Origin of the sequence: Flavonifractor sp. HCP28S3_F3 (genome assembly GCF_052065355.1) — a bacterium.
Lineage (GTDB): Bacteria > Bacillota > Clostridia > Oscillospirales > Oscillospiraceae > Flavonifractor.
This window is the reverse complement of the sequence record NZ_JBQHUF010000016.1, coordinates 1-21,497: the sequence shown is the minus strand read 5'-3', so window position 1 is coordinate 21,497 and position 21,497 is coordinate 1. Positions and strand designations below refer to the sequence as shown.

Here is a 21,497-nt window from a genome sequence, read left to right as displayed (position 1 = left end):
CATGGCCCGTAAGTCCCGCCGGAGCGAGGGGCGATTCCAGTCCTCCATCGTGGCCCGGCTCAATATCAAGCTGTTTTTCCGGCTGCTCAGTATCTATCTGATGCTGGACCTGCTGCTGGTGGTGCTGTTCTGCGGCGGACTGGTGGCCTGGTCGGAGGGTCAGGCCGCCCGGCTGGCCGCCCTGGCGGAGGAACGGGGGGTACCTTCGGCTGAGGCCACAGAGTGGATGGCCGCCGGCAGCTACACCGTGTCCGCCGGCAGAGACACGCCGGAGGGCATTCGCCTGCCCGACTGGCTCCCCAGTCCGGCGGAACTGGAGGGGAAGGACCGGTACTTTGACCCGGGCACGGTAGATCTGCTGCCCATCCTCACCTTCTCCACCGGCGGCGACACCAGCTATACCCTGGTAACCCGCTGTCAGGGGGAGCTGTGCACCATCCGCCTGGACCTGTCCCGGCCGGCGGCTATTTTCGTCTTTGCCGCCCGGGTGCTGGTGATCTGCCAGCTGCTGAGCCTGCTATCCAACCTGCTGAAAAACGCAGGCACCATCCGCCGCACCCTGCGGCCCATTCAGGAGCTGGCCGCCGCCGCCGCCCGGCTGAACCAAGCGGCTCAGGGCATGTCCCCGGAGGAGCTTCAGGCCCTGGCGGGCAAGCTGGACGAGATCAACGCCACCCACCTGGACCGGCGAATCTCGGTCACCAGCACCCAGAAGGAGCTGCGGACCCTGGCTCAGGCCATCAACTCCATGCTGGACCGGATCAACGCCGCCTACCGCTCCCAGATGCGCTTCGTCTCCGACGCCAGCCATGAGCTGCGCACCCCCATCGCCGTCATCCAGGGCTACGCCAACCTGCTGGACCGGTGGGGCAAGGACGACCCGGCCACCCGGCAGGAGGCCATCGACGCCATCCGCCAGGAGGCCGACTCCATGAAGGAGCTGGTAGAGCAGCTGCTGTTCCTGGCCCGGGGGGACAACGACTCCATGAAGGTGAGCTTTGAGCCCTTTGACCTTACCGAGGTGGCGGGAGAGGTATTGCGGGAGACCCAGATGATTGACCAGAGCCATGTCTTTTCCGCCCAGTGGGCTCTGCCGGTGCCGGTGTGGGCCGACCTGGGGCTTATCAAGCAGGCACTGCGAGTGCTGGTGGACAACGCCATCAAGTACACCCCTCAGGGAGGGCACATCACCATCCGGGCGGAGGGGGCGGACGGCCTGGCCCGCCTATCGGTGGAGGACGAGGGCCAGGGCATCGACAGCGACAGCCTGCCCCACATTTTTGACCGCTTCTACCGCACCGACGAGAGCCGGGCCCGGCAGACCGGCGGCACCGGCCTGGGCCTGTCCATCGCCAAGTGGATCGCCGACCGGCACGGCGGCTGGTTCGAGGTCACCTCCTGGCCCGGCGTGGGCACTCGCATCACACTGGTACTGCCGCTGGCCGCCATGAAAGACGGCGAAGCATCGTGAAAAATCCCTGCGGCCTGTCCGAAAAAGGACAGGCCGTTTTTTTATAAATTATATGGAACTTTTTCCGGCACCCTGCCGTCCAAGAATACGCAAATCAAAAAACAAGGAAAAAGGAGTACCTTTCTTATGAATCGTCGTTTTCTCGCTCTGGCCCTGGCCGGAACGCTCACCCTGAGCCTGCTCACCGCCTGCGGCGGCGGCAATGACACCCCCGACGCCGAGACCACCCCGCCCGCCGTGGAGGAGACTACCCCCGTGCCCGAGTCCTCCGCTCCCGTGGAGGAGACCACTCCCGTGCCCGAGTCCTCCGCCCCCGTAGAGGAGAGCCAGGAGCCTGAGAGCACTCCCTCCTCCAAGCCCTCCACCGCTCCCACTGCCAAGCCTACCACCAAGCCCACTCAGAAGCCCGCTGAGAGCTCCAAGCCCTCCGCCACTCCCGCTCCCACTCCCACCCCCGAGAGCAAGCCCCAGACCGACGTGGTGGGCTCCGTGTGGAACGACATCTCCAAGCTGGAGCTGCCCAGCATGACCGAGCTGGACGACTCCCTGCTCAGCAGCCTCTACGGCATCAACGCCTCCGACCTGGTGAGCTACAAGTGCTTTATGCCCCTGATGGGCGTCCACGCCACCGAGTTCTTTGTGGCTGAGGTGAAGGACGGCAAGATGGACACCGTGAAGGCCGGCGTGGAGAAGCGTCAGGCCGACCTGGACACCCAGTGGTCCCAGTATCTGCCCGAGCAGTACGAGCTGGTGAAGAACTACAAGCTGGTGACCAATGGCAACTACATCCTGTTCGCCATCGGCGAGCAGGCCGATCAGGCAGTCAGCATCTTTAACAGCTATACAAAGTAACCGATCTGCGGTATAATAAAAGATACGCGCAACGCGCCCGGCAGGGCCGCTCCTGCCGGGCCTTTTTCTGGAAGTCTGCGAAAGAGAAGGTGAGACGTTGGTCTTTTCCAGCCTGTATTTTCTGTTCCTCTATCTCCCCGTTGTATTATTCCTCTATTATATTACACCGCTGAAATGGCGTAACCTGCTGCTGCTGGTGGCCAACCTGATCTTCTACGCCTGGGGAGAGCCGGTCTATATCCTTATCATGTTTGTCTCCATCGCCATTGACTACACCCACGGCATGCTGGTGGAGGCCAATAAACGGAAGGGCAATGACCGGGGAGCCCGGATGGCGGTGGCCTCGTCGGTGATCTTCAACCTGGCCCTGCTGTTCTTCTTCAAGTACTGGGACTTTATCGCCGGGTCTCTGGAGGCCGTGGGGCTCACCTTTATGCCCAAGCTGGGGCTGAGCCTGCCCATCGGCATCTCCTTCTACACCTTCCAGACCATGAGCTACACCATCGACGTGTACCGGGGAGACGCCGCGGTACAGCGGAACATCATCAACTTCGGCACATTTGTCACCCTGTTCCCCCAGCTCATTGCCGGTCCCATCATCAAGTACAAGGACCTGGGAGACCAGATCGACTACCGGAAGCACTCCCCTGAGATGTTTGCCTCCGGCGTGCAGGTCTTTGTGGTGGGCCTGGCCAAAAAGGTCCTGCTGGCCAACAACCTGGGCATGCTGTGGGACGTGTACAAAGCCCTGCCCACGGACCAGCTCACGGTGGCAGGTGCCTGGCTGGGCGTACTGGCCTTCTCCTTCCAGCTGTATTTTGACTTCTCGGGCTACTCCGACATGGCCGTGGGCCTGGGCCGGATGCTGGGCTTCGAGTTCATGCGCAACTTCAATTACCCCTATATCTCCAAGTCCATCACCGAGTTCTGGCGCCGGTGGCACATCTCCCTGGGTACCTGGTTCCGGGAGTATCTGTATATCCCCCTGGGAGGCAACCGGGTGTCAAAGCCCCGGCTGTTCTTCAACCTGCTGATCGTATGGGCGGCCACCGGCATCTGGCACGGGGCCAGCTGGAACTTCCTGCTCTGGGGTCTGTACTTTGCCGCCCTGCTGATCCTGGAAAAGGCCGTTCTGTCCAAGGTTCTGAAGAAGCTGCCCGCCGTTCTGTGCCACATCTACACCCTGTTCCTGGTACTGGTCAGCTGGGCCATCTTTGCCGTGGAGGACTTCGGTCAGCTGGGCGCTTACCTGAAAGCCATGTTCGGCATGGCGGGCGGCGGCCTGACCAACGATAACGTCTGGTATTATTTTGTCTCCTATCTCCCCATGCTTATCATTGCTGCCGTGGCTTCCACGCCGCTGGCAGTGAAGGTGTGGAACAAGCTGCCGGAAAAGGCGGTCAAGATCGTGCTGCCGGTGGTCCTGCTGGCGGGCCTGTTCTTCTCCACCGCCTACCTGGTGGACGCCACCTACAATCCGTTCCTCTATTTCCGTTTCTGATTGGAGGTCATACCATGTCGAAAAAGTATTGCATCTTTATCACCGCCCTGTTCTGTGCCTTCATCGGGGTCTTCCTGGTGGCCAACGCCGTCTCTCCCGACCGGACCTTTTCCGAGATGGAGAACCGCAACCTGGAGCAGATGCCCACGCCCTCTGTGGAGACCCTGCTCAGCGGAGAATTCATGAAGGATTTTGAGGAGTACACCACCGACCAGTTTGTGGGCCGGGACAGCTGGATCGGCCTGAAGTCCGCCACCGAGCGGGTGCTGGGCAAGCAGGAGAACAACGGCGTCTACTTCTGCGATCAGGACACCCTCATCACCCGCTTCGACCAGCCGGACAGCCAGAAGGTCACCGACAATTTAACCTATGTGAATAATTTTGTGGAAAATGTGGATATCCCGGTAATCTTCTCTCTGATCCCCACTCAGGCCTGCATCTGGGCCGACCGTCTGCCGGAGGGCGCGCCCAACGCCAGCCAGACCGATATCCTGGACCAGGCCCAGGCCGCGGTGCCCGGCGCCACCTGGGCGGACCTGTACGCCCCCCTGTGGGAGCACAAGGACGAGGACATCTTCTACCGCACCGACCATCACTGGACCAGCCTGGGCGCCTACTACGGCTACACCGGTCTGGCGGAGGCTCTGGGCTTTACTCCGGTGAGCCTGGACACCTACACGGAGACCATCCGCTCCACTGAGTTCTACGGCACCGTGTTCTCCTCCTCCGGCGTACGGTGGGTGAAGCCGGACACCATCTCCACCTACGTGCCCGACACCGGCATCACCGTCACCGAGCACTCCTACGACAATAAGGGCAACCCCATCGAGATCCCCCGCTCCCTGTACGTGGAGTCCTTCCTCAGCGTGAAGGACAAGTACTCCATGTTCCTGGGCGGCAACCAGTCCCTGGGCGTGGTCAAGACTCCCAACACTGACAAGCCCAAGCTGCTCATCATCCGGGACTCCTACACCGACTCCCTGGTACCTTTCCTGACCCCCCACTACTCCGAGATCCACCTGATCGACCTGCGCTACTACAAGCTGTCCATCCAGGACTACATTGAGCAGAACGGCATCGACCAGGCTCTGGTGCTCTACAGCGTGCCCAACTTCGTTACCGACTCCAACCTGCTGTGGATCGCCCGCTAAAGAAAAGCAAAAAGCACCCTGCCTCCGCCACTTGGCGGAAGCAGGGTGTTTTTTTAATAGCCCAAATCACTTAAGGTTTTTTTGACTGCATCCTTATCCTCTTCCGACACAGTACACAGGATCACTGTACCATCAATGCGGGAGACTGCAGAATAGATGCCACCAGAGGTCAGGCTGTATCTCTGGCTGTTGAGCAGATTGGTACTGGTCTGAAGATATGAGCCGGTCCGCTCCGCCATCATCTGGTTTTTTGTCCGGGCAAAAAATCGCTCTGCCGCCTCTGCTGTGGGGAAGGACAGATACCAAAGACTGTATCCCTCTTTCTCTGCCTCATAGGCCAGCTCCCAGCCGCTGCCCAGCCCCTCCGGGGTGCCCTCCGTGACAGTATACCCGTACCCATCCATCTGTGCCGCAAAGTCCTCCGGCTGCAGGGCGGTCTTGGGCCGGAACAGCAGCCAGGCCATGGCCGCCACGGCGATCAGAATGATCACCACCACGGCCGCCACGATGCCGATCACCAGACGCCGGTGCTTCCTGGCTCGCTCCGGATCTGCCGGCGGCCGCTCCGGGTGTTTATGCAGGAGATAGTCCAGGTGGTCGGCAGCCCCCTGTCCAAAGGTGCGGCGGATCCAGTCCGGGTCATACCGGTCGTTATTTTGGTCAAAGGTATAGCTCCAGTTCTTTTCCACCGACGCCGCTGTGATCTGGCCCGGCCGGTCAAACCGCCGGGCGTCCACGTAGACGGTGAAAAAGCTGAGGATAGACAGCAGGCTCCGATACCCGTCATCCAGATGCAGATAGTAAATGTCCAGCCGGTTCCACACGTCCAAGGGCTTGGTGATCTGGGCCACCTGCCGCGCCCCCTCAAACACACTGATGACATAGATCTTGCCCAGGGCACGGCCATAGCAGGCATAGGTCCGCTCCCCGCAGTCGATGGTCATCTGGGTGGTAAAAGGGGCGTCGATCTGGGTGTAAAAGGCGCCGCGCACGGTGCCATCCCCGTCCACCACCTGGTACTCTCCCAGTTTGGAGGAAGCTCCGAAGAGATATTTGTACCTGGTTGCAGTATGGACGGTATTCTCCAGGACATTGTAGGCGGTGTGGAATACCTCATTCCCCTCAGCGTCGGTAAAGGTCATCTCCCGCAGATTTTCCAGCTGGAAAGGAGCACGAATGTCGGCCCAAGGGGTGCGGGCCCTGTACAGGATGCGGCCTTCTGATTCCACCTGAAAGAGGTTCTTTCCATTGGCCTGGGTCTGACGTATGGTGATGAACATGGCATCATGTCTCCTGACTTCTGATATAGGAAGCGGGGGCTCCGCTGTTAGCGGGAGCCGGCGCACTCAGTCTGCTATGTATCTCAGTCGCGCTGAGAGTGACGGGTCATGGAGTGATTCATCTTGCCGATGATCAGCATCACCAACACGGTGGAGATGATAGCGATCAGCAGGCAGAAGATCTGGGGCACGAAGTCGATGATCAGACCAGTCAGCAGGTAGTTAAAGAAGGAGATGGCAGCCACGGTCATAGCGTAGGGCAGCTGAGTGGCCACGTGATTCAGGTGGTAGCACTGAGCACCCGAGGATGCCATAATCGTGGTATCCGAAATGGGCGAGCAGTGGTCGCCGCAGACGGCGCCGCCCAGGGTGGCGCCCACGCCAACCATCAGGATGGGCACTTCGCTCAGGGCCTCAGCAGTCAGGTTGTCGAAGCCGCCGGGAGTGAACACGTCCAGCACGATGGGCAGCAGGATGCCGAAGGTGCCCCAGGAGGTACCGGTGGCGAAGCCCAGGCCCATAGCGATCAGGAAGATAACGGCGGGCAGGAAGTTCTCCAGGTGACGCAGGTGCATATCCACGAAGTTGGCCACGAACTCGGGAGCGCCCAGGCCGTAGCGGGTCACGCCGCCGATAGTCCAGGCAAAGCACAGGATCAGGATGGCGGGAACCATCTGCTTGAAGCCCTCAGGCAGGCAGTCCATCAGTTCGGTGAACTTCATGGAGCGGCGGCAGATGAAGTAGATGAAGTTGACGATCAGAGCGATGCCGGAGCCGAAGGGCAGGCCGAAGAAGGCATCGGTGTTGGCAAACATGTCCAGCAGGGTGGTGCCGCCGTTCAGGTAGCCGGCGTAGATCAGGCCGCCCACGCAGCCGATGATCAGGATGATAACGGGAATGACCAGGTCGATAACCTTGCCGGCGGGGTTGAACTTCATCTCTTCCACACCAGCGAAGGGACGCTCGGGGGTGGTGTAGAGGTCGCCCTTGGAGGCGTTGTCCTCGTGCTTCTTCATGGGGCCGTAGTCTACGTTCAGGCTGGTCATGACGATGATGAACACCATGGTCAGGATGGCATAGTAGTTATAGGGGATGGCCCGCAGGAAGATCTGGAAGCCCAGCTCCTCGTTGTTGATGACGCCGGTAACGGCGGCAGCCCAGGAGGACACGGGCATCATGATACAAACAGGAGCGGCGGTAGCGTCGCACATGTAGGACAGCTTAGCGCGGGAAATGTGGTGGCCGTCGGTGACGGGACGCATCACGTTACCGGTGGTCAGGTTGTTGAAGTAGTCATCCACGCCCAGCACGATGGCCAGGATGAAGGTGGCCCACAGAGCGCCGGACTTAGTCTTGATGTGAGCAACAGCCCAATCGCCGTAGGCCTTGGAGCCGCCGGCCCGGATCATCAGGGCCACCATGGTGCCCAGGATGACCAGGAAGATCAGGATACCGGCGTTGCCGCCGATGTTGCTGCCCAGGTCAGTGATGAACAGATTGAAGGCATTGACGGGATTAAAGTCGGCCTGCAGCAGGAAGCCAACGATAATGCCCAGGAACAGGGACGAATACACTTCCTTGGTGATCAGCGCCAGGACGATAGCCACCACAGGGGGCAGCAGAGACCAGGGCGTGCCGAAGAACCGGCTGACAGCAGCCTCTTCGCCCTCAGCAAAGACGACCAATGTCATGATGCAGGCCAATGCAAACAGGACGAGCAGGAACTTGCCAAACCGTTTTGTACGTGGTGAGTTCATAATAACCCTCCCTTATAAATTGCGAATCCTAAAAGCCTCCCCAACCCAAGGATTCGTACTTAATCATACACCATTATTCATAATTTGGCAATACTTTTTTGTCAAAATTAACAATTCCGCCGGCGCTTCACTATGTTAAATTCACATATTAAGCAAAAAGCCCTCGTTTGCAAGTGCTTTTTGCACTCTTTGAAAACTTTTTTCGTCCTGACACCGGACAGTATGCAGATGGATACCGCCGGTGAGATCGGACAGCGGACGGGCCCCGTGCTCAGCTACCCGCCGGATGAACTCCCCTATATCATATCGGCTGCGCAGGCCTAATATGCCGGTGAGCTGGCCGTAAACAGGGTGCTCCACGATCACGTCCACCACCTCGCCGCCGGCGTCCACGATGGCGGTGAGCTCGGCCTCCATCTGCTCCGGCGTGTGGACGCAGGCTACCGTATGCACCACGCCCTCCTGACGCCGTTCCAGCACATAGCCCCGGGGCGTGGCCAGAATACCGGCCCCTCCGGCCCGAAGCAGGGCGATATCGCCCACAATGATCTGCCGGCTGACAGAAAACTGCCGGGCCAGCGACGCCGCGCTCACCGGCCCCGCCGCCTCCTCCAATACCCGGGCCACCGCCGCCCGGCGCTCCGCTCCGCTGTGTTCCACCATGGCCGTTCCTCCTTTTTTCTCAGTATAGCAGTTCCGCCCCGGCGTGTAAATCACCTTGCAATTTCCGCTCTGCCACAGTACAATATGTTCGGTATGATACTGTTTGGATGGGAGGGTGAGGTTCGTCACAATGGATCGAGAGGAAGCCTTTGAATTTCTGGACCGGACGGCCCGGGGAATCGCGGAGATGTTCGGCTCCACCTGCGAGACCCTGGTCCACGACATGGGGGATCCCAGCCACCCCATTCTGTCCATCTACAACGGACATGTCTCCGGCCGGACGGTGGGCTCCACCATGGACATTCTGGGAACAATCCGGGAGCTGGATCAGGATGCTCTGGTCACCGACTTTGTGAATCTGTACGCCACCACGCCTTCCGGCCAGCAGATCAAGAGCAGTACCTTTCACCTGATCGGGGAGGACTACAACCTGGCGCTGGGCATCAATTTCGACTACTCCTCTCTGGTATACGCCAACCGGATCCTGGTGGATCTGATGAGCGCCGAGGCCGACCTGCAGAGCGCCATGTGGCACGGAGGGGACCAGCAGCTGGGCAATCTGTTTGACGAGTGTCTGGCGGCAGTGGGCAAGCCGGTAAACGCGCTGAACAAGCGGGACCGGATGAAGATCATCGCCCTTTTGGACCAGAAAAACGCCTTTTCCTTCCGGAAATCGGTACCTTTTGTGGCCAAGCGGCTTCAGGTTTCCCGGTATACAGTTTACAAATATCTGGGGGAGCTGGCGGGCGCCGCCGGCGAAGAAGACCCCAGTGAAAGCAATTAAAGGAGGAACACCCTTTATGTACAAGCAGCAGATCGAAGCTTACTTTAATGACCCCCGCCGCAGGGCTGAGCTGGTGGAGCATATCTCCCGGCTGGTACGGGTACGCAGCGTCCGGGAGGATGCGCAGCCCGGCATGCCTTTTGGCCCCGGCCCTGCCGCCGCTCTGGATGAGGCCCTGAAGCTGTCCAGCGAGCTGGGCTTTGCCGTAAAGAATTATGACAACTATGCCGGCACGGTGGACCTGAATGACAAGGACACCATTCTGCACATTCTCTGCCACCTGGACGTAGTGGGGGAGGGCACCGGCTGGACGGTGACTGAGCCCTACAATCCCAAGGAAGTGGACGGCATGCTCTACGGCCGGGGCACCGACGACGACAAGGGTCCCGCCTGCGCTGCGCTAATGGCTATGCAGGCGGTGAAGGATCTGGGCGTACCTCTGAAGCACAACGTCCGGCTGATTCTGGGCACCGACGAGGAGAGCGGTTCCGAGGATCTGGCCTACTATTACAGCAAGGAGCCCTATGCCGCCTATACCTTCTCCCCCGATGCCGAGTTCCCCCTGATCAACATCGAAAAGGGCAGCTACAAGCCAGTCTTTACCAAGAGCTGGGACGTCGAGGAGGCCACTCCCCGGGTGAAGGAGCTCCACGGCGGCTTCCGCATCAACGTGCTGCCGCCGGAGGCCTCCTGTGTGGTGGCCGGCCTGTCCGCCGAGGCTGCCAAGCCCTACTGCGACGCTGCGGCAGAGCGCACCGGCGCCGCCTATGAGCTGAAGGAGGACGGGGACGACCTGCACATTCTGTGCAAGGGCAAGGGCGCTCACGCCTCCACCCCGGAGGAGGGCAACAACGCCATCACCGCCCTGCTGGACCTGCTGTGCGCCCTGCCTCTGGCCAAGGTGGGCTCCACCGCCGCCCTCCACGCCCTGAATGCCCTGTTCCCCCACGGGGACTGCGCCGGCAAAGCCCTGGGCATTGCCCAGTCCGACGAGATCTCCGGCTCTCTCACCCTGGCCTTCTCCCTGCTGGAGGTCACCCCCACTGGCCTGTCCGGCCAGTTCGACAGCCGGGTGCCCATCTGCGCCAATGAGGAGAACTGCAAGCAGGTTGCCGAGGCCTCCTTTGCCAAATTCGGCCTGAGCGCTGAGGGCGACATGCAGGAACCCCACCACACCCCCGCCGACTCTCCGCTGGTGAAGACGCTGCTCAACTGCTACGAGCAGTATACCGGCAACAAGGGCGAGTGTCTGGCCATCGGCGGCGGCACCTACGTCCATGAAATTCCCGGCGGCGTGGCCTTTGGCTGCTGCATGCCCGGCTTCAACGGCAACATGCACGGCGCTGACGAGCACACCTGCATTGCCGACCAGCTCACCGCCGCCAAGATCTTCACCCAGGCCATTATTGATCTGTGCTCCTGACAAAAACAGATAACAACTAACAACTGAAGATGAGAGGATGAGTGACCGTGAAAGGAAAGACCACCGCACTGGTTCTGGCCCTGTCCCTGGCGCTGCTGCTCCCCCTATCTGCCTGCGGCGGCGGCCTCAGCGCTGACGACGCCCAGCTCTATGTCCAGGGTGTTTTGGATGAAAACTACCTGGGCAAAGCCGACCCCGACTTCCTGAAGCTGATTGACAGCACAGAGGAGGAGACGGAGGAGGTCTATGCCGGCAGTATGGAGACCGAGGCTCAGTTCTTCCTGGATTCCTTTGTGGAGAGCGAGCTGTCTCAGGAGGAGCAGGACCGTCTGCTGGAGGAGCTGAGCGCCATGTACCGGCAGATCTACGCCCACTCCAAGTACACGGTGGAATCGGCCTCTGAGGTGGACGACACCACTTTCGGCGTGAAGGTGACTGTGGAGCCCATCGACATCTTCCATCAGGTGGCTGACGAGCTCAACAACGGCGCCGCCGACGAGCTCAACAGCCGTTATCCCGACCAGATGACGGACGAGGAGTATATGGCCTACGAGGTCGAGTGGGTGGAGCTGTTCATGGATCTGACCTATGAGAAGCTGCCTCAGCTGGACTATCTGGAGCCCCAGACCCTCCTGGTCCAGGTGGCCCTGGGGGATGACGACTACTGGACCATCCCCGATGAGGATTTTTGGGCTGTGGACGCCCTGGTCATCGACTACAATCTGGGCTGAGTATGAAAAAAGAGCCCCGCCGGAGTGATCCGGCGGGGCTCTTTTTTCCACATTACGCTTCCTCGTTCTGAACCTGCTCGGCGGCAGCCACTGCCTCCTCGATGGTGCGGCCCTCCGCCTGCTTGGCGTGGCGGTCCACATCTCCCTGGTTCTTGGGGGAGCGGATCAGCTGGGCGGGGCCCTGGACACAGCCGCCCTCGCAGGCCATGCCCTCAATGAAGTTGAAATCGCCGATGCCCTTGGCCGCCTTCAGGAAAGCCAGCTTACAGGCCTCCAGCCCGCTGCAGGGCATGGGCTTGACCTCAAACTTGCTGCCCCGCTCGGCCAGCGCTTCCTTCACAGCCGCGGTAACGCCGCCGCTGCGGGCAAAGGACCGGCCGAAGCCGCTGGCCTGGTCCAGATCGGCAAAGTCCAGCTTGGACACGTCGATGTCACGGGACTCAAACATGGCGTACAGCTCCTCGAAGGTGAGGGCGCTGTCCACCGCCCGCATGGTCTTGCCCAGCTTGACCTCTTTCTTCTTGGCTACGCAGGGCCCGATGAAGATGACCTTGGCGGAGGGGTCCTTTTTCTTGATGTTCCGGGCGGCCATGATCATGGGGGACGGCGTGGAGGAAATCAAATGGGCCTGCTCAGGGAAATTCTTCTCCACAAAGTCCACGAAGGCCGGGCAGCAGGAGGAGGCCAGCATGCCCTTTTCCTCCAGCTCCACCGCCTCATGCTTGGCGGTCATGTCGGCGCCCAGAGCCACCTCCACCACGTCGTGGAAGCCCAGCATCTTCAGGCCGGTGACCACCTGACCCAGGTCGGCGGGGGCAAACTGGCCGGCAATGGAGGGCGCTACCGCGGCATACACGTGGAAGCCCCACTTGTCTGCACCCTGGAGCATCTGGATGGCGTCCACGATGAAGGACTTGTCCATGATGGCGCCGAAGGGGCACTGGTACACACAGGCGCCGCAGGAGGTGCACTTGTTGGGATCGATAAAGGCCTTCTTATCCTCCCCCATGGAGATAGCCCCGGCCTTGCAGCTGCGCTCGCAGGGGCGGGTCTTCTTTTCAATGGCGCCATAGGGGCAGGCGGCCACGCACTTGCCGCAGGTGATGCACTTCTTGTGGTCGATCTGTGCCTTGCGGTCCACCACGGTGATGGCGTCCTTGGGGCAGGCGTGGACGCAGCGGGTGGCGATACAGCCGCGGCAGGAGGGACCCACGCTGATCTCGGTCACCGGGCACTCGTCACAGGCGATGCTCAGCACCTCTACCAGGTTGGGGTTGGTCCGGTCGCCGCCCATAGCCACCTTCACCCGCTGGCTGATAATGGCACGTTCTTTATAAATACAGCAGCGCATCTTGGCCTCCGGGCCGGGGATAAGCTGCTCGGGGATGTCCAGGATCCCGGTCTGCAGGTCGTCCGCCCAGGCCAGCTTGGCCACCGAGCGAAGCACGTCGTTTTTCAGTTCCTGCACATGTGTCTCAAATACCCGCATGTCAGTCGCTCCTTTTCTCCTCACCAGATCATATCGTCAATTTTTTCACAATTTGATGATACCTGTTTTGCCTCTCTTCTGTCAATTGCAATTATTCCTTTTCTTGGCCGATTTTGCAAGGGTTTTTCTGAAAACCATAAAGTTTATACGCTACCGTTTGCTGAAATATGGTATACTGCAAAAGAAACCGTTGGAAATGAGGTGTGCGCTATGGCGGGAAAGGGGCTGTCCGGCCTGCCGAAAATGGATGTGCTGCTGGCCCGGCCGGAGCTGGCCGGGTGCTCCCTGCCTTACGCTCTGGTGCGCCGGGCCGCCCGGCAGGTGCTGGAGGAGGCCCGGCAGGGGCTGCTGGCCGGAGCTCTGGAGGATGCCCCTACAGAGGCAGAGGCCGCCGTCCGCACCCTGGAACTGGCCCATACCCTGGCCCGGCCCGGGCTCACCCGGGTGGTCAACGCCGCCGGAGTGCCCCTTCACACCAACCTGGGCCGTGCGCCTCTCTCCTCTCGGGCGGCGGAGGCCGTCCGTCAGGCGGCGGCAGGCTACTGCAACCTGGAATACGACCTGGAGACGGGCAAGCGGGGGAGCCGTACCGGCCGGGTGGAGGCTCTGCTGAAAGAGCTGACCGGGGCGGAGGGGGCCTATGTGGTCAACAACAACGCCGCGGCGGTGCTGCTGATGCTGTCCGTCCTCACCCCTGGCCTGGGGGTGGCCATCTCCCGGGGAGAGCTGGTGGAGATCGGCGGCTCCTTCCGGGTACCCGACATCATGGCCCGCAGCGGGGCCACCCTGGTGGAGGTGGGCACCACCAACAAGACCAAGCTGTCCGACTACGCCGCCGCCCTGGACTCCGGTGCGGCTCAAGCCCTGCTGAAGGTCCACCCCAGCAACTTTAAGGTGGTGGGCTTTACCCAGGCGGCGGAGCTGCCGGAGCTGGGGGAGCTGGCCCAGGAAAAGAGCGTCCCTCTGCTGTGCGACCTGGGCAGCGGCGCCCTCTCCGCCGGTCCCTTCCCCGGGGAGCCCACGGTGGAAGAAGCGGTGCGCTGGGCGGATGTGGTCTGCTTCTCGGGAGACAAGCTGCTGGGGGGACCTCAGGCGGGCATTTTGCTGGGAAAAGCGGACCTGATCGCCAAAATCAAGTCCGATCCGCTGGCCCGTGCTCTGCGGCTGGACAAGCTGTCCCTGGCCGCCCTGGAGGCCACCCTGATGGACTGGCGGGACGGGGTCCTGCCCCCGGGGGCGGCCATGCTGGGGATGGACGGGAACACTCTGCGCAAACAGGCGGAGGACCTGGCAGCCCTGCTGGCCCCTCTGTGTCCCTGTGAGGTGATAGAGAGCCCCGGAGAGGCCGGAGGCGGCTCCATGCCCGGGATAACCCTCCCGGGCTGGGCGGTAGCCCTCACCCCGGCGGAGGAGCTGGAGCGCTTCCTCCGGGGGTGGGAGACCCCCGTCATCGGCCGCATCCACAGGGGAAAGCTGCTGCTGGATGTGCGTACCCTGCTGCCGGGTGACGAGGTGGTCATTGCCGCCGCCCTGGCCCGCTGGAAGGAGGGGAGGCCATGATCCTGGGCACCGCGGGCCATGTGGACCACGGCAAAACCGCTCTGGTGAAGGCCCTGACGGGAGTGGACACCGACCGGCTGGCGGAGGAGCGCCGCCGGGGGCTGACCATTGAACTGGGCTTTGCCCCTCTTACCCTGCCCAGCGGGCGGAAGGTAAGCATCGTGGACGTACCGGGGCATGAGAAATTCATTCCCACTATGCTCTCCGGCTGCGCCGGAATGGATCTGGTCCTCTTAGCCATCGCCGCCGACCAAGGGCCCATGCCCCAGACCCGGGAGCACCTGGCTATTCTGTCTCTGCTGGGGGTCAAAGGGGGCGTAATAGCCCTTACCCGGGCAGATCTGGGGGAAAAAAACGGCGTGCGGGAGCAGGTGGCCGCCCTGGTGAAGGGCACCTTCCTGGAGGGCGCGCCGATTATTCCGGTGTCCGCTGTGACCGGCCAGGGTTTGCCGGAGCTGCGCTCCGCCCTGGACGCCCAGGCAAACGCATTGCCGCCACCTGCGCTCACCGATACCCCCCGGCTCCACATCGACCGGGTGTTTTCGGTGGCGGGCAGCGGCACGGTGGTCACCGGCACCCTCACTGGCGGTACTATCCGGCAGGGTATGGACCTGCGGCTGTGGCCGGGAGATACACGGGCCAAGGTCCGTGGGCTGGAGCGCCACGGGGCCAAGGCTGCGGAGCTGCCCCCCGGGGTCCGGGCGGCGGTGAATCTGGCGGGGATCAAGACGGAGGATGTGGCCCGGGGCATGACCTTGGCCCCGCCTGACGGCCTGGAGGTCACCGACCAGATGGACGTGTCCCTCACCCTGCTGCCCGATTCCCCCTATCCCATCAAAAATAACTCCCAACTCCACCTCCACCACGGGGCACGGGCGGTGGTCTGCCGGTGCGTGCTGCTGGGCAGGGACGTGCTCCAGCCCGGCGAGACCGGCTTTGCCCAGCTGCGGCTGGACCAGCCTCTGGCGGTGCTGGAGGAGGATAAATTCGTGGTGCGGTTCTTTTCCCCTCTGGCTACTCTGGGGGGCGGCACCATCCTGGAGGCCCATCCCGCCCGCCGGGGCCGGAAGGACCCCAACCGGCTGGAAGGTCTGCGTATCCGAGCTTTGGGAGATCCACAGGCCATCGCCGCCCGGCGGCTGTCCGAGGCGGGAGACACGCCCCTTCACCCCAAGGATCCCGCCCCTTACCGGGCTATCGGCGCACCGGAAGGAGAGGGCTGGTTTCTGTCCCGGGCGGCACTGGAAGCATACCGAATCCAGGCTCTGGAGCTGCAAAAGCAGGGTCTGAACGCTCCCGCCATTCGGGATCGATTGTTTCCCGCCCTGCCCCGTGGGGCGGCGGAGAGGTTTATGGCCCAGCTGGACCTGCCCGCCCCGTCCTCCGGCGGCAGCCCGCTGGACCGGGAAGTAGAATCCCTTTACAGAGATCTCGGGTTGGTTCCGTCGGAAGACAAGGCAATAGAGTGCGCCTATCCCGGGCGGACGGCAGAGCTGAAGCTGGCCCGGCGGGCCCTCACCGACCGCGGCGTCCTGGTGGTCGTGTGCAAGGGCTTCCGGGTCCACGCCGCCTGTCTGGACGCGGGGCTATACAAGCTGAAGAGCCGGTTTGGCACAGAGGTATTTACCCTGGCCCAGGCCAGGGATACGCTGGGAGTATCCCGGAAATATGCCCTGATGCTGCTGGAGTACTGGGACAAGACCGGCGTGACAAAACAAACCGGGGAGGGCCGCAGGTTTGCGTGACCTCCCCTCATATGGGGGCGGAAGGGTATCTGGTGAGCCCCGCGGTCTTCAAAACCGTTGGGGACGGCGTTCCCGTCCCGGTGTGTTCGATCCGCACCCGCCCTCGCCATAATGTCTAATCAACTCAAAAAGGAGGCATATGATGAACTTTCAGCAGAAAAACGGCCGGATCTGGGCGGAAAATGAGGAAGGCCGTCTGGTGGCGGAGATTTCCTTTCCTCAGGTGCGCCGGGACGTGGTCAACATCGACCACACCTTCGTGGACTCCTCCCTCCAGGGTCAGGGGGTGGCGGGCAAGCTGGTCCAGGCCGCGGCCGATCAGATCCGGGCCCGGGAGCTGAAGGCGGTGCTGACCTGTCCTTACGCCAAAAAGTGGTTTGAGACGCACCCCGAGCAGCGCGATCTGCTGGCAGAGCCGTAACAAAAAAACAGAGAGAGCCCACACGGGCTCTCTCTGTTTTTTAATATCCGTTGACCAAAGCGTCCAGCACCTTGGCGGCCACGGTGCCCGCCACATCGGAGCCGGAGCCGCCGTTCTCCACCAGCACCACGAAGGCGTAGGGGGCATCTTCGTTGCGGAGGAAGCCGGCAAACCAGGCGTGGGGAGCATTGCCGCCTCCCACCTCGGCGGTGCCGCTCTTGGCGCAGATGTCCATATTGGGGAAGCGGCTGGAGCCGTAGGTATCGGTGACATTCTTGGCCATCATGTCCGCCATGACGGCGGCGGTGTCGGTATTGACCAAAGACTTGGTGTGCTTGGTGAGGGTGGGCAGGGAAGGCAGGCCCAGGGGGTTCTCCGTTTTCAGCACCAGCTGAGGCACTGCTGTCTTGCCACCCTGGGCGATGGCTCCCATGTACACCATAATGGCGCAGGGGTTGGCCAGGTCGTTGTACTGGCCAACGCCCGCCCAACCCAGCTGACCGGTGGTGCCGGAGAAGTCGAACTTCCCGGCAGCGGTATTCAGGCCGCTGACGCTGTAGGAGGAGGTGAGCCCCGCCTGCTCGGTGTACTGCTTCATAAGCTCCGGGCCCAGTTCCGCCGCCAGCTGGGCAAATACTCCGTTGCAGGAGTTGGCCAGGGCGGAGGAGATATCCAGTTCTCCATGGGCCTTGGGACAGGTGATGGTCTCGCCTCCCACCACCGTGGAGCCGGTACAGGTCCAGGTGCGGGAGAACAGGTCGGGGATGTTTTCAATGGCGGCGGCCAGGGTCACCGTCTTATACACCGATCCGGGCGGGAAGGTGCCGGAGAGGAAGCGGTTGAGGTACACGCCCTCGTAGGCGGGGTCGTCCTCCACGTTCTCCGGCGGGTTCAGGGGATCGTAGGTGGGGCAGGACACCATGCACAGTACCTCGCCGGTCTCATAGTTGTACACGCCTACCGTTCCCTTCTTGCCTCCCATGGCCTCATAGGCGATGTAGTTGAGCCGGGCATCAATGGTGAGGTAAAGGTCGTTGCCCGCTCCCAGGGGGGAGTAGGCTCCGGTAAACAGGTTATAGCCGGACAGCTTGTCGGCAAAGGCCACCAGGGCCCCGGTACCGATGCGTCCCTGGGCATCTCCCACAGCGTGGAGAGTGGCCTTTCGGACGGTGGCCCCGTCATAGTACTTCCGGTTTCCGTTTTCATCCACCCAGGAGAGCACGTCCCCGTCCCGGTCCAGCACCCGGCCCACCGCCAGCTGACCCTGGCTGTTATACAAATGCCGGTTGGCGGAAAAGGAGGCCCACCGCCCGCCGTAGCGCACGAAGCGAAACACGAAGAATCCGGTGCCCGCCAGCAGGACCGCGGCCAGCAGCAGGCAGAGGAAGGTACGCTTTTCAATCTTCTTCATCGTCCGCCTCCCATTCTTCCGTTCTTCTGGGAGCCAGCCGGGCGCCGCCCCGCTCCTCTTTTCGGGAGGGCAGGCGGATGGCAAAGCTGGCATTCTGTCTGGTATCTGTGGCCTTCAGGTAGGCCAGCAGGCCCCAGGAGGCGATCATGGCGGTGCCGCCGTTGGACACAAAGGGGAAGGTAACGCCGGTGAGGGGCAGGATATCCACTGCGCCGAACACGTTGAGGCAGGTCTGGAACACCATCATAGAGGTGGCGGCGCAGGCGGCGATGATGTAGAAGGTGGACCGGCCCGCCCGGCTGGCCCGGACGGCGAAAACCGCCAGGGTGAGAATGGCCATCACCGCCAGCACGGCGATGATCAGCCCCCACTCCTCACACAGCATGCCGAAGACCAGGTCGGTGTCGCCGGCGGCCACATTGTGGAGCCAGCCCTCTCCCGGCGCCACACCCACCAGGCCGCCGGAGGCGGCGGCCGACATAGTGCGGGTCTGCTGGTAGCCGCTGCCCACTGATGCGTTCTCCCAGGCGTGGCCCCAGGTGGCAAACCGGCTGAGGATATAGGGCTTCACCGACAAAATGGTGAGCACGGCGAACACACCGCCGCCGCAGATAAGAGCCAGGGTGGCCCAGTCTCCGGAGCGGAGGTAGGCAATGACCACGAAGGTGACGAAGAAAATGGCAGCGGTACCGAAGTCGCTCATGTAGGCCAAGCAGGCCAGGCACACGCCGGTAAGGACAATGAACAGGCCCAGGTTCCGCTTGCGGAACAGCCGGTCCAGGGTGGCGGAGCCAGCAAAGATATAGCAGATCTTGGCGATTTCCGAGGGCTGGACCGAAATGCCGCCGATGCTCAGCCAGTTGGCCGCGCCGTACTTGGCCTCGGTGAGTCCGGCGGCGTAGAGCACCACCGTCAGACTCAGCAGAACGATGGCCGCCCCGGCCATGAGCCAGCGGATCTGCCGGGTACGGTCCAGGTCCCGGAGGAAGATGCCCAGCACCAAAAAGAGCACCAGGCCCAGCACCACGCAGAGGAACTGCTTGAACAAGGCCCCGGTATTGGAGGAGCAGGTGACCGCCAGAGACAGGGTGGACAGAAAGAAGGCGATGGTCTCCATCTCAAAGCCCACCCGTCCGGTGGCTCGGAGCACCAGGAAGTAGAGCCACATCACGCCGGTAAACAGCAGGAAGGTGAGGGGGATCATGGCGGTAGCGTTCTCGCCCTCGCTGATGGTGAGCTGGAGGGCAGTGAGCACCTGAAACACGGTGAGGAGCACCAAACCCAGCCAAGGGGACACCGGCCGGGAACGGCGGCGGTTCTCCCGCCGCTTGGCCTTTTCCTCCGGGGAGAGGGGAAGAAGCACTGTCTCCACGCCGCCCAGAGCAATGACGTCGCCGTACTGCACCTGAGCGGAGCCGTCGATCTCCTTCCCGTTGACCGCCACGCCTCCCTTGGAGCCCAGGTCGTAGGCGGTCCAGGTGTCATCCTCACTGCGTATAAGGGCGGCGTGCTGCCGGGACACCACGGGATAGTTCAAAATTACGTCGGAATTGCCGCCCCGGCCCAGAATATTCTCCCAGTGAGTCAGGGGCTCCTGGGCGCCGTTGGGCAGGGTAAGGTAGGCCCACACCTCCGGCAGGCAGGGCACCGTCAGCAGGGAGCGGATGGTGCGGACCAGGATGAGCAGGGCCAGGATGGGGAACACAAAGCGCACGATAGAAGTAAACCAGGCGCAGGCCACCTCATTTTCCACGATCCAGCCTATGAGCGCGTCCATTCCGCTCACCTCCTTTCACAGTTCTGTCGTTGAGCAGTATAGCACATTTTCCCCGGATAAAAAAGCGGGAGGCCGTCGCCCTCCCGCTTTTTTAAAAAATTCTTCACATTTTCCACCGTTTTTCCCACACTTGCGCGGAACATGGCAAAGATAGTATAATGTCCTCAAGAAAAAGGGGGTATTACCATGTCACAGATCATCGACGCCAAGGGCAAACCCTGCCCCACGCCTGTGCTCATGGCCAAAAAGGCCATGTCGGAAGGGGCGGAGACCTTTACCATTCTGGTGGACAACCAGACCGCTGTGGAAAACCTGAAGCGGCTGGCGGACAACCAAGGTTTCCAGGCCGCTGTCCGGGAGGAGGCGGGCGCTTACGCCCTGGATTTTGTCAAGGGCGAGGGCTGTGCCGCCTGCGAGGAGGCCGTCAGCTCCCCTCTGCCCACTCCGGGCGCGGACTGGGCGGTGTTCGTGGGCCGGGACATCATCGGCGACGGGGACCGGGAGCTGGGCACCAATCTGATACGGATGTTCTTCTATACCCTGACCCAAAGCGAGGACAAGCCGGGAGCAGTGCTGTTCATGAACGCAGGCGTCAAGCTGCCCACCCTGGACGAGCAGGTAGTGGAGCACCTGAAGGCCCTGTCCGACGCCGGGACGGAGATCCTGGTGTGCGGCACCTGCCTGAATTTCTACGGCCTGTCCGACCAGCTGAAGGTGGGCACGGTGAGCAATATGTACGACATCGTCACCCGGATGCAGAAGGCCACCAAGGTCATCAGCCTGTGATGGATTACGGTCTGATCACCTTTTCCTCCACCCACGGGGCCATCTGCGCCCAGAAGGCCCTGGAGCCGGTGGCTCCGGTGCGGGTGATGCCGGTGCTGCGGGAGATCTCCCTGGGCTGCGGCATGGCCCTGCGCTTCCCGCCGGAGGATCTGGAGTCGGTGCGGCAGGCTCTGGCAAACTCTGCCCTGAAACCGGGGGAGTACGCCTTTTACGCCATAACGGGCAGCGGCCCCGCCCTGAGGGCGGAGCCGCTGTAAGGTCATACGATCCAGCCGATGAGGATGGACAGGGCGAACGCGATGATGGCGGGCATGAAGTTCTCCCACCGGACGGGCTGCTCGAAGAGAGCTTTTAGCAGCAGCACCACACCCACGATCCGCAGCAGCCAGGGCAGCAGGGCCATCATCAGCAGAAAGGGCAGGCCCACCAGGACCAGCACCACGGGGATGAAAATGAGTGCGGCCAGGCAGATCAGGCACAGGCTCAATAAAGTCACCATAGGTTCTTTCCTCCTTTGTTGGGACCAGTGTACCACCACTATGTGAAACCGCCGTAAAAGGATCCTTAAAATCTCATAAAATTTCGGTGCAGGATCCTTATATGAAAAACCGGCGCCGCGCCCCTGGTGTGCGGCGGGCCGGGTCTCTTTCTAACATACGGATGCTCAGGCCTGGGGGGGCACGAAAAACCCGAAC

The 21,497-nt window shown here is 61.9% G+C and carries 19 protein-coding genes and 1 tRNA gene; 13 read left to right on the top strand and 7 right to left on the bottom strand.

Translation table 11 applies throughout. The features are described 5' to 3' along the window. Position 1 precedes the first annotated feature (1 nt). The 4 genes from ACTNB1_RS13085 to ACTNB1_RS13070 all read left to right on the top strand — a co-directional run bounded on the left by ACTNB1_RS13085 (position 2) and on the right by ACTNB1_RS13070 (position 4,975). Positions 2-1,471 carry a sensor histidine kinase gene (locus ACTNB1_RS13085; protein WP_441170059.1) on the top strand — a complete coding sequence of 490 codons (1,470 nt, stop codon included), beginning with the start codon at positions 2-4 and terminating at the stop codon, positions 1,469-1,471. 126 nt (positions 1,472-1,597) lie between these two features. Next, positions 1,598-2,323, top strand: coding sequence for a DUF4358 domain-containing protein (locus ACTNB1_RS13080; protein WP_441170057.1), 726 nt, complete (start codon positions 1,598-1,600; stop codon positions 2,321-2,323). A gap of 97 nt (positions 2,324-2,420) precedes the next feature. After that, positions 2,421-3,824: an MBOAT family O-acyltransferase gene (locus ACTNB1_RS13075; protein ID WP_441170055.1), complete on the top strand. Its 1,404-nt coding sequence runs from the start codon at positions 2,421-2,423 to the stop codon at positions 3,822-3,824. Positions 3,825-3,838: 14 nt separating this feature from the next. After that, positions 3,839-4,975: a DHHW family protein gene (locus tag ACTNB1_RS13070; protein ID WP_441170053.1), complete on the top strand. Its 1,137-nt coding sequence runs from the start codon at positions 3,839-3,841 to the stop codon at positions 4,973-4,975. A gap of 53 nt (positions 4,976-5,028) precedes the next feature. On the opposite strand, the gene ACTNB1_RS13065 is transcribed toward ACTNB1_RS13070, so the two are convergent. The 3 genes from ACTNB1_RS13065 to ACTNB1_RS13055 all read right to left on the bottom strand — a co-directional run bounded on the left by ACTNB1_RS13065 (position 5,029) and on the right by ACTNB1_RS13055 (position 8,675). Continuing rightward, the gene (locus ACTNB1_RS13065; RefSeq protein WP_441170052.1) at positions 5,029-6,255 is read right to left on the bottom strand and encodes a hypothetical protein; all 1,227 of its coding nucleotides are present in this window, start codon (positions 6,253-6,255) and stop codon (positions 5,029-5,031) included. An 83-nt stretch (positions 6,256-6,338) separates the two neighbouring features. Then, positions 6,339-8,012, bottom strand: coding sequence for a Na+/H+ antiporter NhaC family protein (locus tag ACTNB1_RS13060; protein ID WP_441170050.1), 1,674 nt, complete (start codon positions 8,010-8,012; stop codon positions 6,339-6,341). Positions 8,013-8,153: 141 nt separating this feature from the next. Beyond that, entirely contained in the window at positions 8,154-8,675 is a 522-nt protein-coding gene (locus ACTNB1_RS13055) for a transcription repressor NadR (RefSeq protein ID WP_441170048.1), read from the bottom strand. A 130-nt stretch (positions 8,676-8,805) separates the two neighbouring features. On the opposite strand from ACTNB1_RS13055, the gene ACTNB1_RS13050 reads away from it, so the two are divergent. Genes ACTNB1_RS13050 through ACTNB1_RS13040 form a run of 3 tightly spaced genes read left to right on the top strand, consistent with a single transcriptional unit; the run spans position 8,806 to position 11,613 of the window. Next, complete coding sequence (locus ACTNB1_RS13050) at positions 8,806-9,459, top strand: helix-turn-helix transcriptional regulator (RefSeq protein WP_441170047.1); 654 nt, start codon at positions 8,806-8,808, stop codon at positions 9,457-9,459. A 16-nt stretch (positions 9,460-9,475) separates the two neighbouring features. After that, on the top strand, positions 9,476-10,882 hold the full coding sequence (locus tag ACTNB1_RS13045; RefSeq protein WP_441170045.1) for a Sapep family Mn(2+)-dependent dipeptidase: 1,407 nt from the start codon (positions 9,476-9,478) through the stop codon (positions 10,880-10,882). A gap of 47 nt (positions 10,883-10,929) precedes the next feature. Further along, entirely contained in the window at positions 10,930-11,613 is a 684-nt protein-coding gene (locus tag ACTNB1_RS13040) for a hypothetical protein (RefSeq protein ID WP_441170044.1), read from the top strand. A gap of 52 nt (positions 11,614-11,665) precedes the next feature. On the opposite strand, the gene ACTNB1_RS13035 is transcribed toward ACTNB1_RS13040, so the two are convergent. Beyond that, on the bottom strand, positions 11,666-13,102 hold the full coding sequence (locus ACTNB1_RS13035; protein WP_441170042.1) for a 4Fe-4S dicluster domain-containing protein: 1,437 nt from the start codon (positions 13,100-13,102) through the stop codon (positions 11,666-11,668). A gap of 210 nt (positions 13,103-13,312) precedes the next feature. On the opposite strand from ACTNB1_RS13035, the gene selA reads away from it, so the two are divergent. From selA to ACTNB1_RS13015, 4 genes are all read left to right on the top strand, one after another. Then, the gene (gene selA, locus ACTNB1_RS13030) at positions 13,313-14,662 is read left to right on the top strand and encodes an L-seryl-tRNA(Sec) selenium transferase (RefSeq protein WP_441170041.1); all 1,350 of its coding nucleotides are present in this window, start codon (positions 13,313-13,315) and stop codon (positions 14,660-14,662) included. Further along, positions 14,659-16,407, top strand: a complete 1,749-nt coding sequence (gene selB / locus ACTNB1_RS13025) for a selenocysteine-specific translation elongation factor (protein ID WP_441170040.1) — start codon at positions 14,659-14,661, stop codon at positions 16,405-16,407. Before selA ends, selB begins: the two co-directional genes overlap by 4 nt. Before the next feature lie 13 nt (positions 16,408-16,420). Continuing rightward, positions 16,421-16,516: transfer RNA gene (locus ACTNB1_RS13020), tRNA-Sec, on the top strand. 33 nt (positions 16,517-16,549) lie between these two features. Beyond that, positions 16,550-16,828, top strand: coding sequence for a GNAT family N-acetyltransferase (locus ACTNB1_RS13015; RefSeq protein WP_441170039.1), 279 nt, complete (start codon positions 16,550-16,552; stop codon positions 16,826-16,828). 40 nt (positions 16,829-16,868) lie between these two features. Here the strand turns inward: ACTNB1_RS13015 and ACTNB1_RS13010 are convergent, their stop codons facing one another. Together ACTNB1_RS13010 and ACTNB1_RS13005 are read right to left on the bottom strand one after the other, a co-directional pair. Continuing rightward, positions 16,869-18,239 (bottom strand): penicillin-binding transpeptidase domain-containing protein, encoded by a 1,371-nt coding sequence (locus tag ACTNB1_RS13010; protein WP_441170037.1) that lies wholly within the window; start codon positions 18,237-18,239, stop codon positions 16,869-16,871. Then, positions 18,226-20,016, bottom strand: a complete 1,791-nt coding sequence (locus tag ACTNB1_RS13005) for an FtsW/RodA/SpoVE family cell cycle protein (RefSeq protein WP_441170036.1) — start codon at positions 20,014-20,016, stop codon at positions 18,226-18,228. The genes ACTNB1_RS13010 and ACTNB1_RS13005 overlap by 14 nt, the downstream gene beginning before the upstream one ends. A 186-nt stretch (positions 20,017-20,202) precedes the next feature. Between ACTNB1_RS13005 and yedF the strand changes: the two genes are divergently transcribed. After that, positions 20,203-20,802, top strand: a complete 600-nt coding sequence (gene yedF, locus ACTNB1_RS13000) for a sulfurtransferase-like selenium metabolism protein YedF (RefSeq protein ID WP_441170034.1) — start codon at positions 20,203-20,205, stop codon at positions 20,800-20,802. After that, positions 20,802-21,059 (top strand): DUF3343 domain-containing protein, encoded by a 258-nt coding sequence (locus tag ACTNB1_RS12995; protein ID WP_441170135.1) that lies wholly within the window; start codon positions 20,802-20,804, stop codon positions 21,057-21,059. Before yedF ends, ACTNB1_RS12995 begins: the two co-directional genes overlap by 1 nt. Before the next feature lie 2 nt (positions 21,060-21,061). On the opposite strand, the gene ACTNB1_RS12990 is transcribed toward ACTNB1_RS12995, so the two are convergent. Further along, the gene (locus tag ACTNB1_RS12990) at positions 21,062-21,301 is read right to left on the bottom strand and encodes a phage-shock protein (RefSeq protein ID WP_441170033.1); all 240 of its coding nucleotides are present in this window, start codon (positions 21,299-21,301) and stop codon (positions 21,062-21,064) included. Positions 21,302-21,497: the final 196 nt, after the last annotated feature.

Coding starts and splice junctions, on each gene's coding strand:
- ACTNB1_RS13055 (WP_441170048.1), bottom strand. CDS start 8,675: ATGGTGGAACACAGCGGAGCGGAGCGCCGGGCGGCGGTGGCCCGGGTA.
- ACTNB1_RS12990 (WP_441170033.1), bottom strand. CDS start 21,301: ATGGTGACTTTATTGAGCCTGTGCCTGATCTGCCTGGCCGCACTCATT.
- ACTNB1_RS13060 (WP_441170050.1), bottom strand. CDS start 8,012: ATGAACTCACCACGTACAAAACGGTTTGGCAAGTTCCTGCTCGTCCTG.
- ACTNB1_RS13010 (WP_441170037.1), bottom strand. CDS start 18,239: ATGAAGAAGATTGAAAAGCGTACCTTCCTCTGCCTGCTGCTGGCCGCG.
- ACTNB1_RS13080 (WP_441170057.1), top strand. CDS start 1,598: ATGAATCGTCGTTTTCTCGCTCTGGCCCTGGCCGGAACGCTCACCCTG.
- ACTNB1_RS13015 (WP_441170039.1), top strand. CDS start 16,550: ATGAACTTTCAGCAGAAAAACGGCCGGATCTGGGCGGAAAATGAGGAA.
- ACTNB1_RS13085 (WP_441170059.1), top strand. CDS start 2: ATGGCCCGTAAGTCCCGCCGGAGCGAGGGGCGATTCCAGTCCTCCATC.
- selA (WP_441170041.1), top strand. CDS start 13,313: ATGGCGGGAAAGGGGCTGTCCGGCCTGCCGAAAATGGATGTGCTGCTG.
- ACTNB1_RS13070 (WP_441170053.1), top strand. CDS start 3,839: ATGTCGAAAAAGTATTGCATCTTTATCACCGCCCTGTTCTGTGCCTTC.
- ACTNB1_RS13005 (WP_441170036.1), bottom strand. CDS start 20,016: ATGGACGCGCTCATAGGCTGGATCGTGGAAAATGAGGTGGCCTGCGCC.
- ACTNB1_RS13035 (WP_441170042.1), bottom strand. CDS start 13,102: ATGCGGGTATTTGAGACACATGTGCAGGAACTGAAAAACGACGTGCTT.
- ACTNB1_RS12995 (WP_441170135.1), top strand. CDS start 20,802: ATGGATTACGGTCTGATCACCTTTTCCTCCACCCACGGGGCCATCTGC.
- ACTNB1_RS13050 (WP_441170047.1), top strand. CDS start 8,806: ATGGATCGAGAGGAAGCCTTTGAATTTCTGGACCGGACGGCCCGGGGA.
- selB (WP_441170040.1), top strand. CDS start 14,659: ATGATCCTGGGCACCGCGGGCCATGTGGACCACGGCAAAACCGCTCTG.
- ACTNB1_RS13065 (WP_441170052.1), bottom strand. CDS start 6,255: ATGTTCATCACCATACGTCAGACCCAGGCCAATGGAAAGAACCTCTTT.
- ACTNB1_RS13045 (WP_441170045.1), top strand. CDS start 9,476: ATGTACAAGCAGCAGATCGAAGCTTACTTTAATGACCCCCGCCGCAGG.
- yedF (WP_441170034.1), top strand. CDS start 20,203: ATGTCACAGATCATCGACGCCAAGGGCAAACCCTGCCCCACGCCTGTG.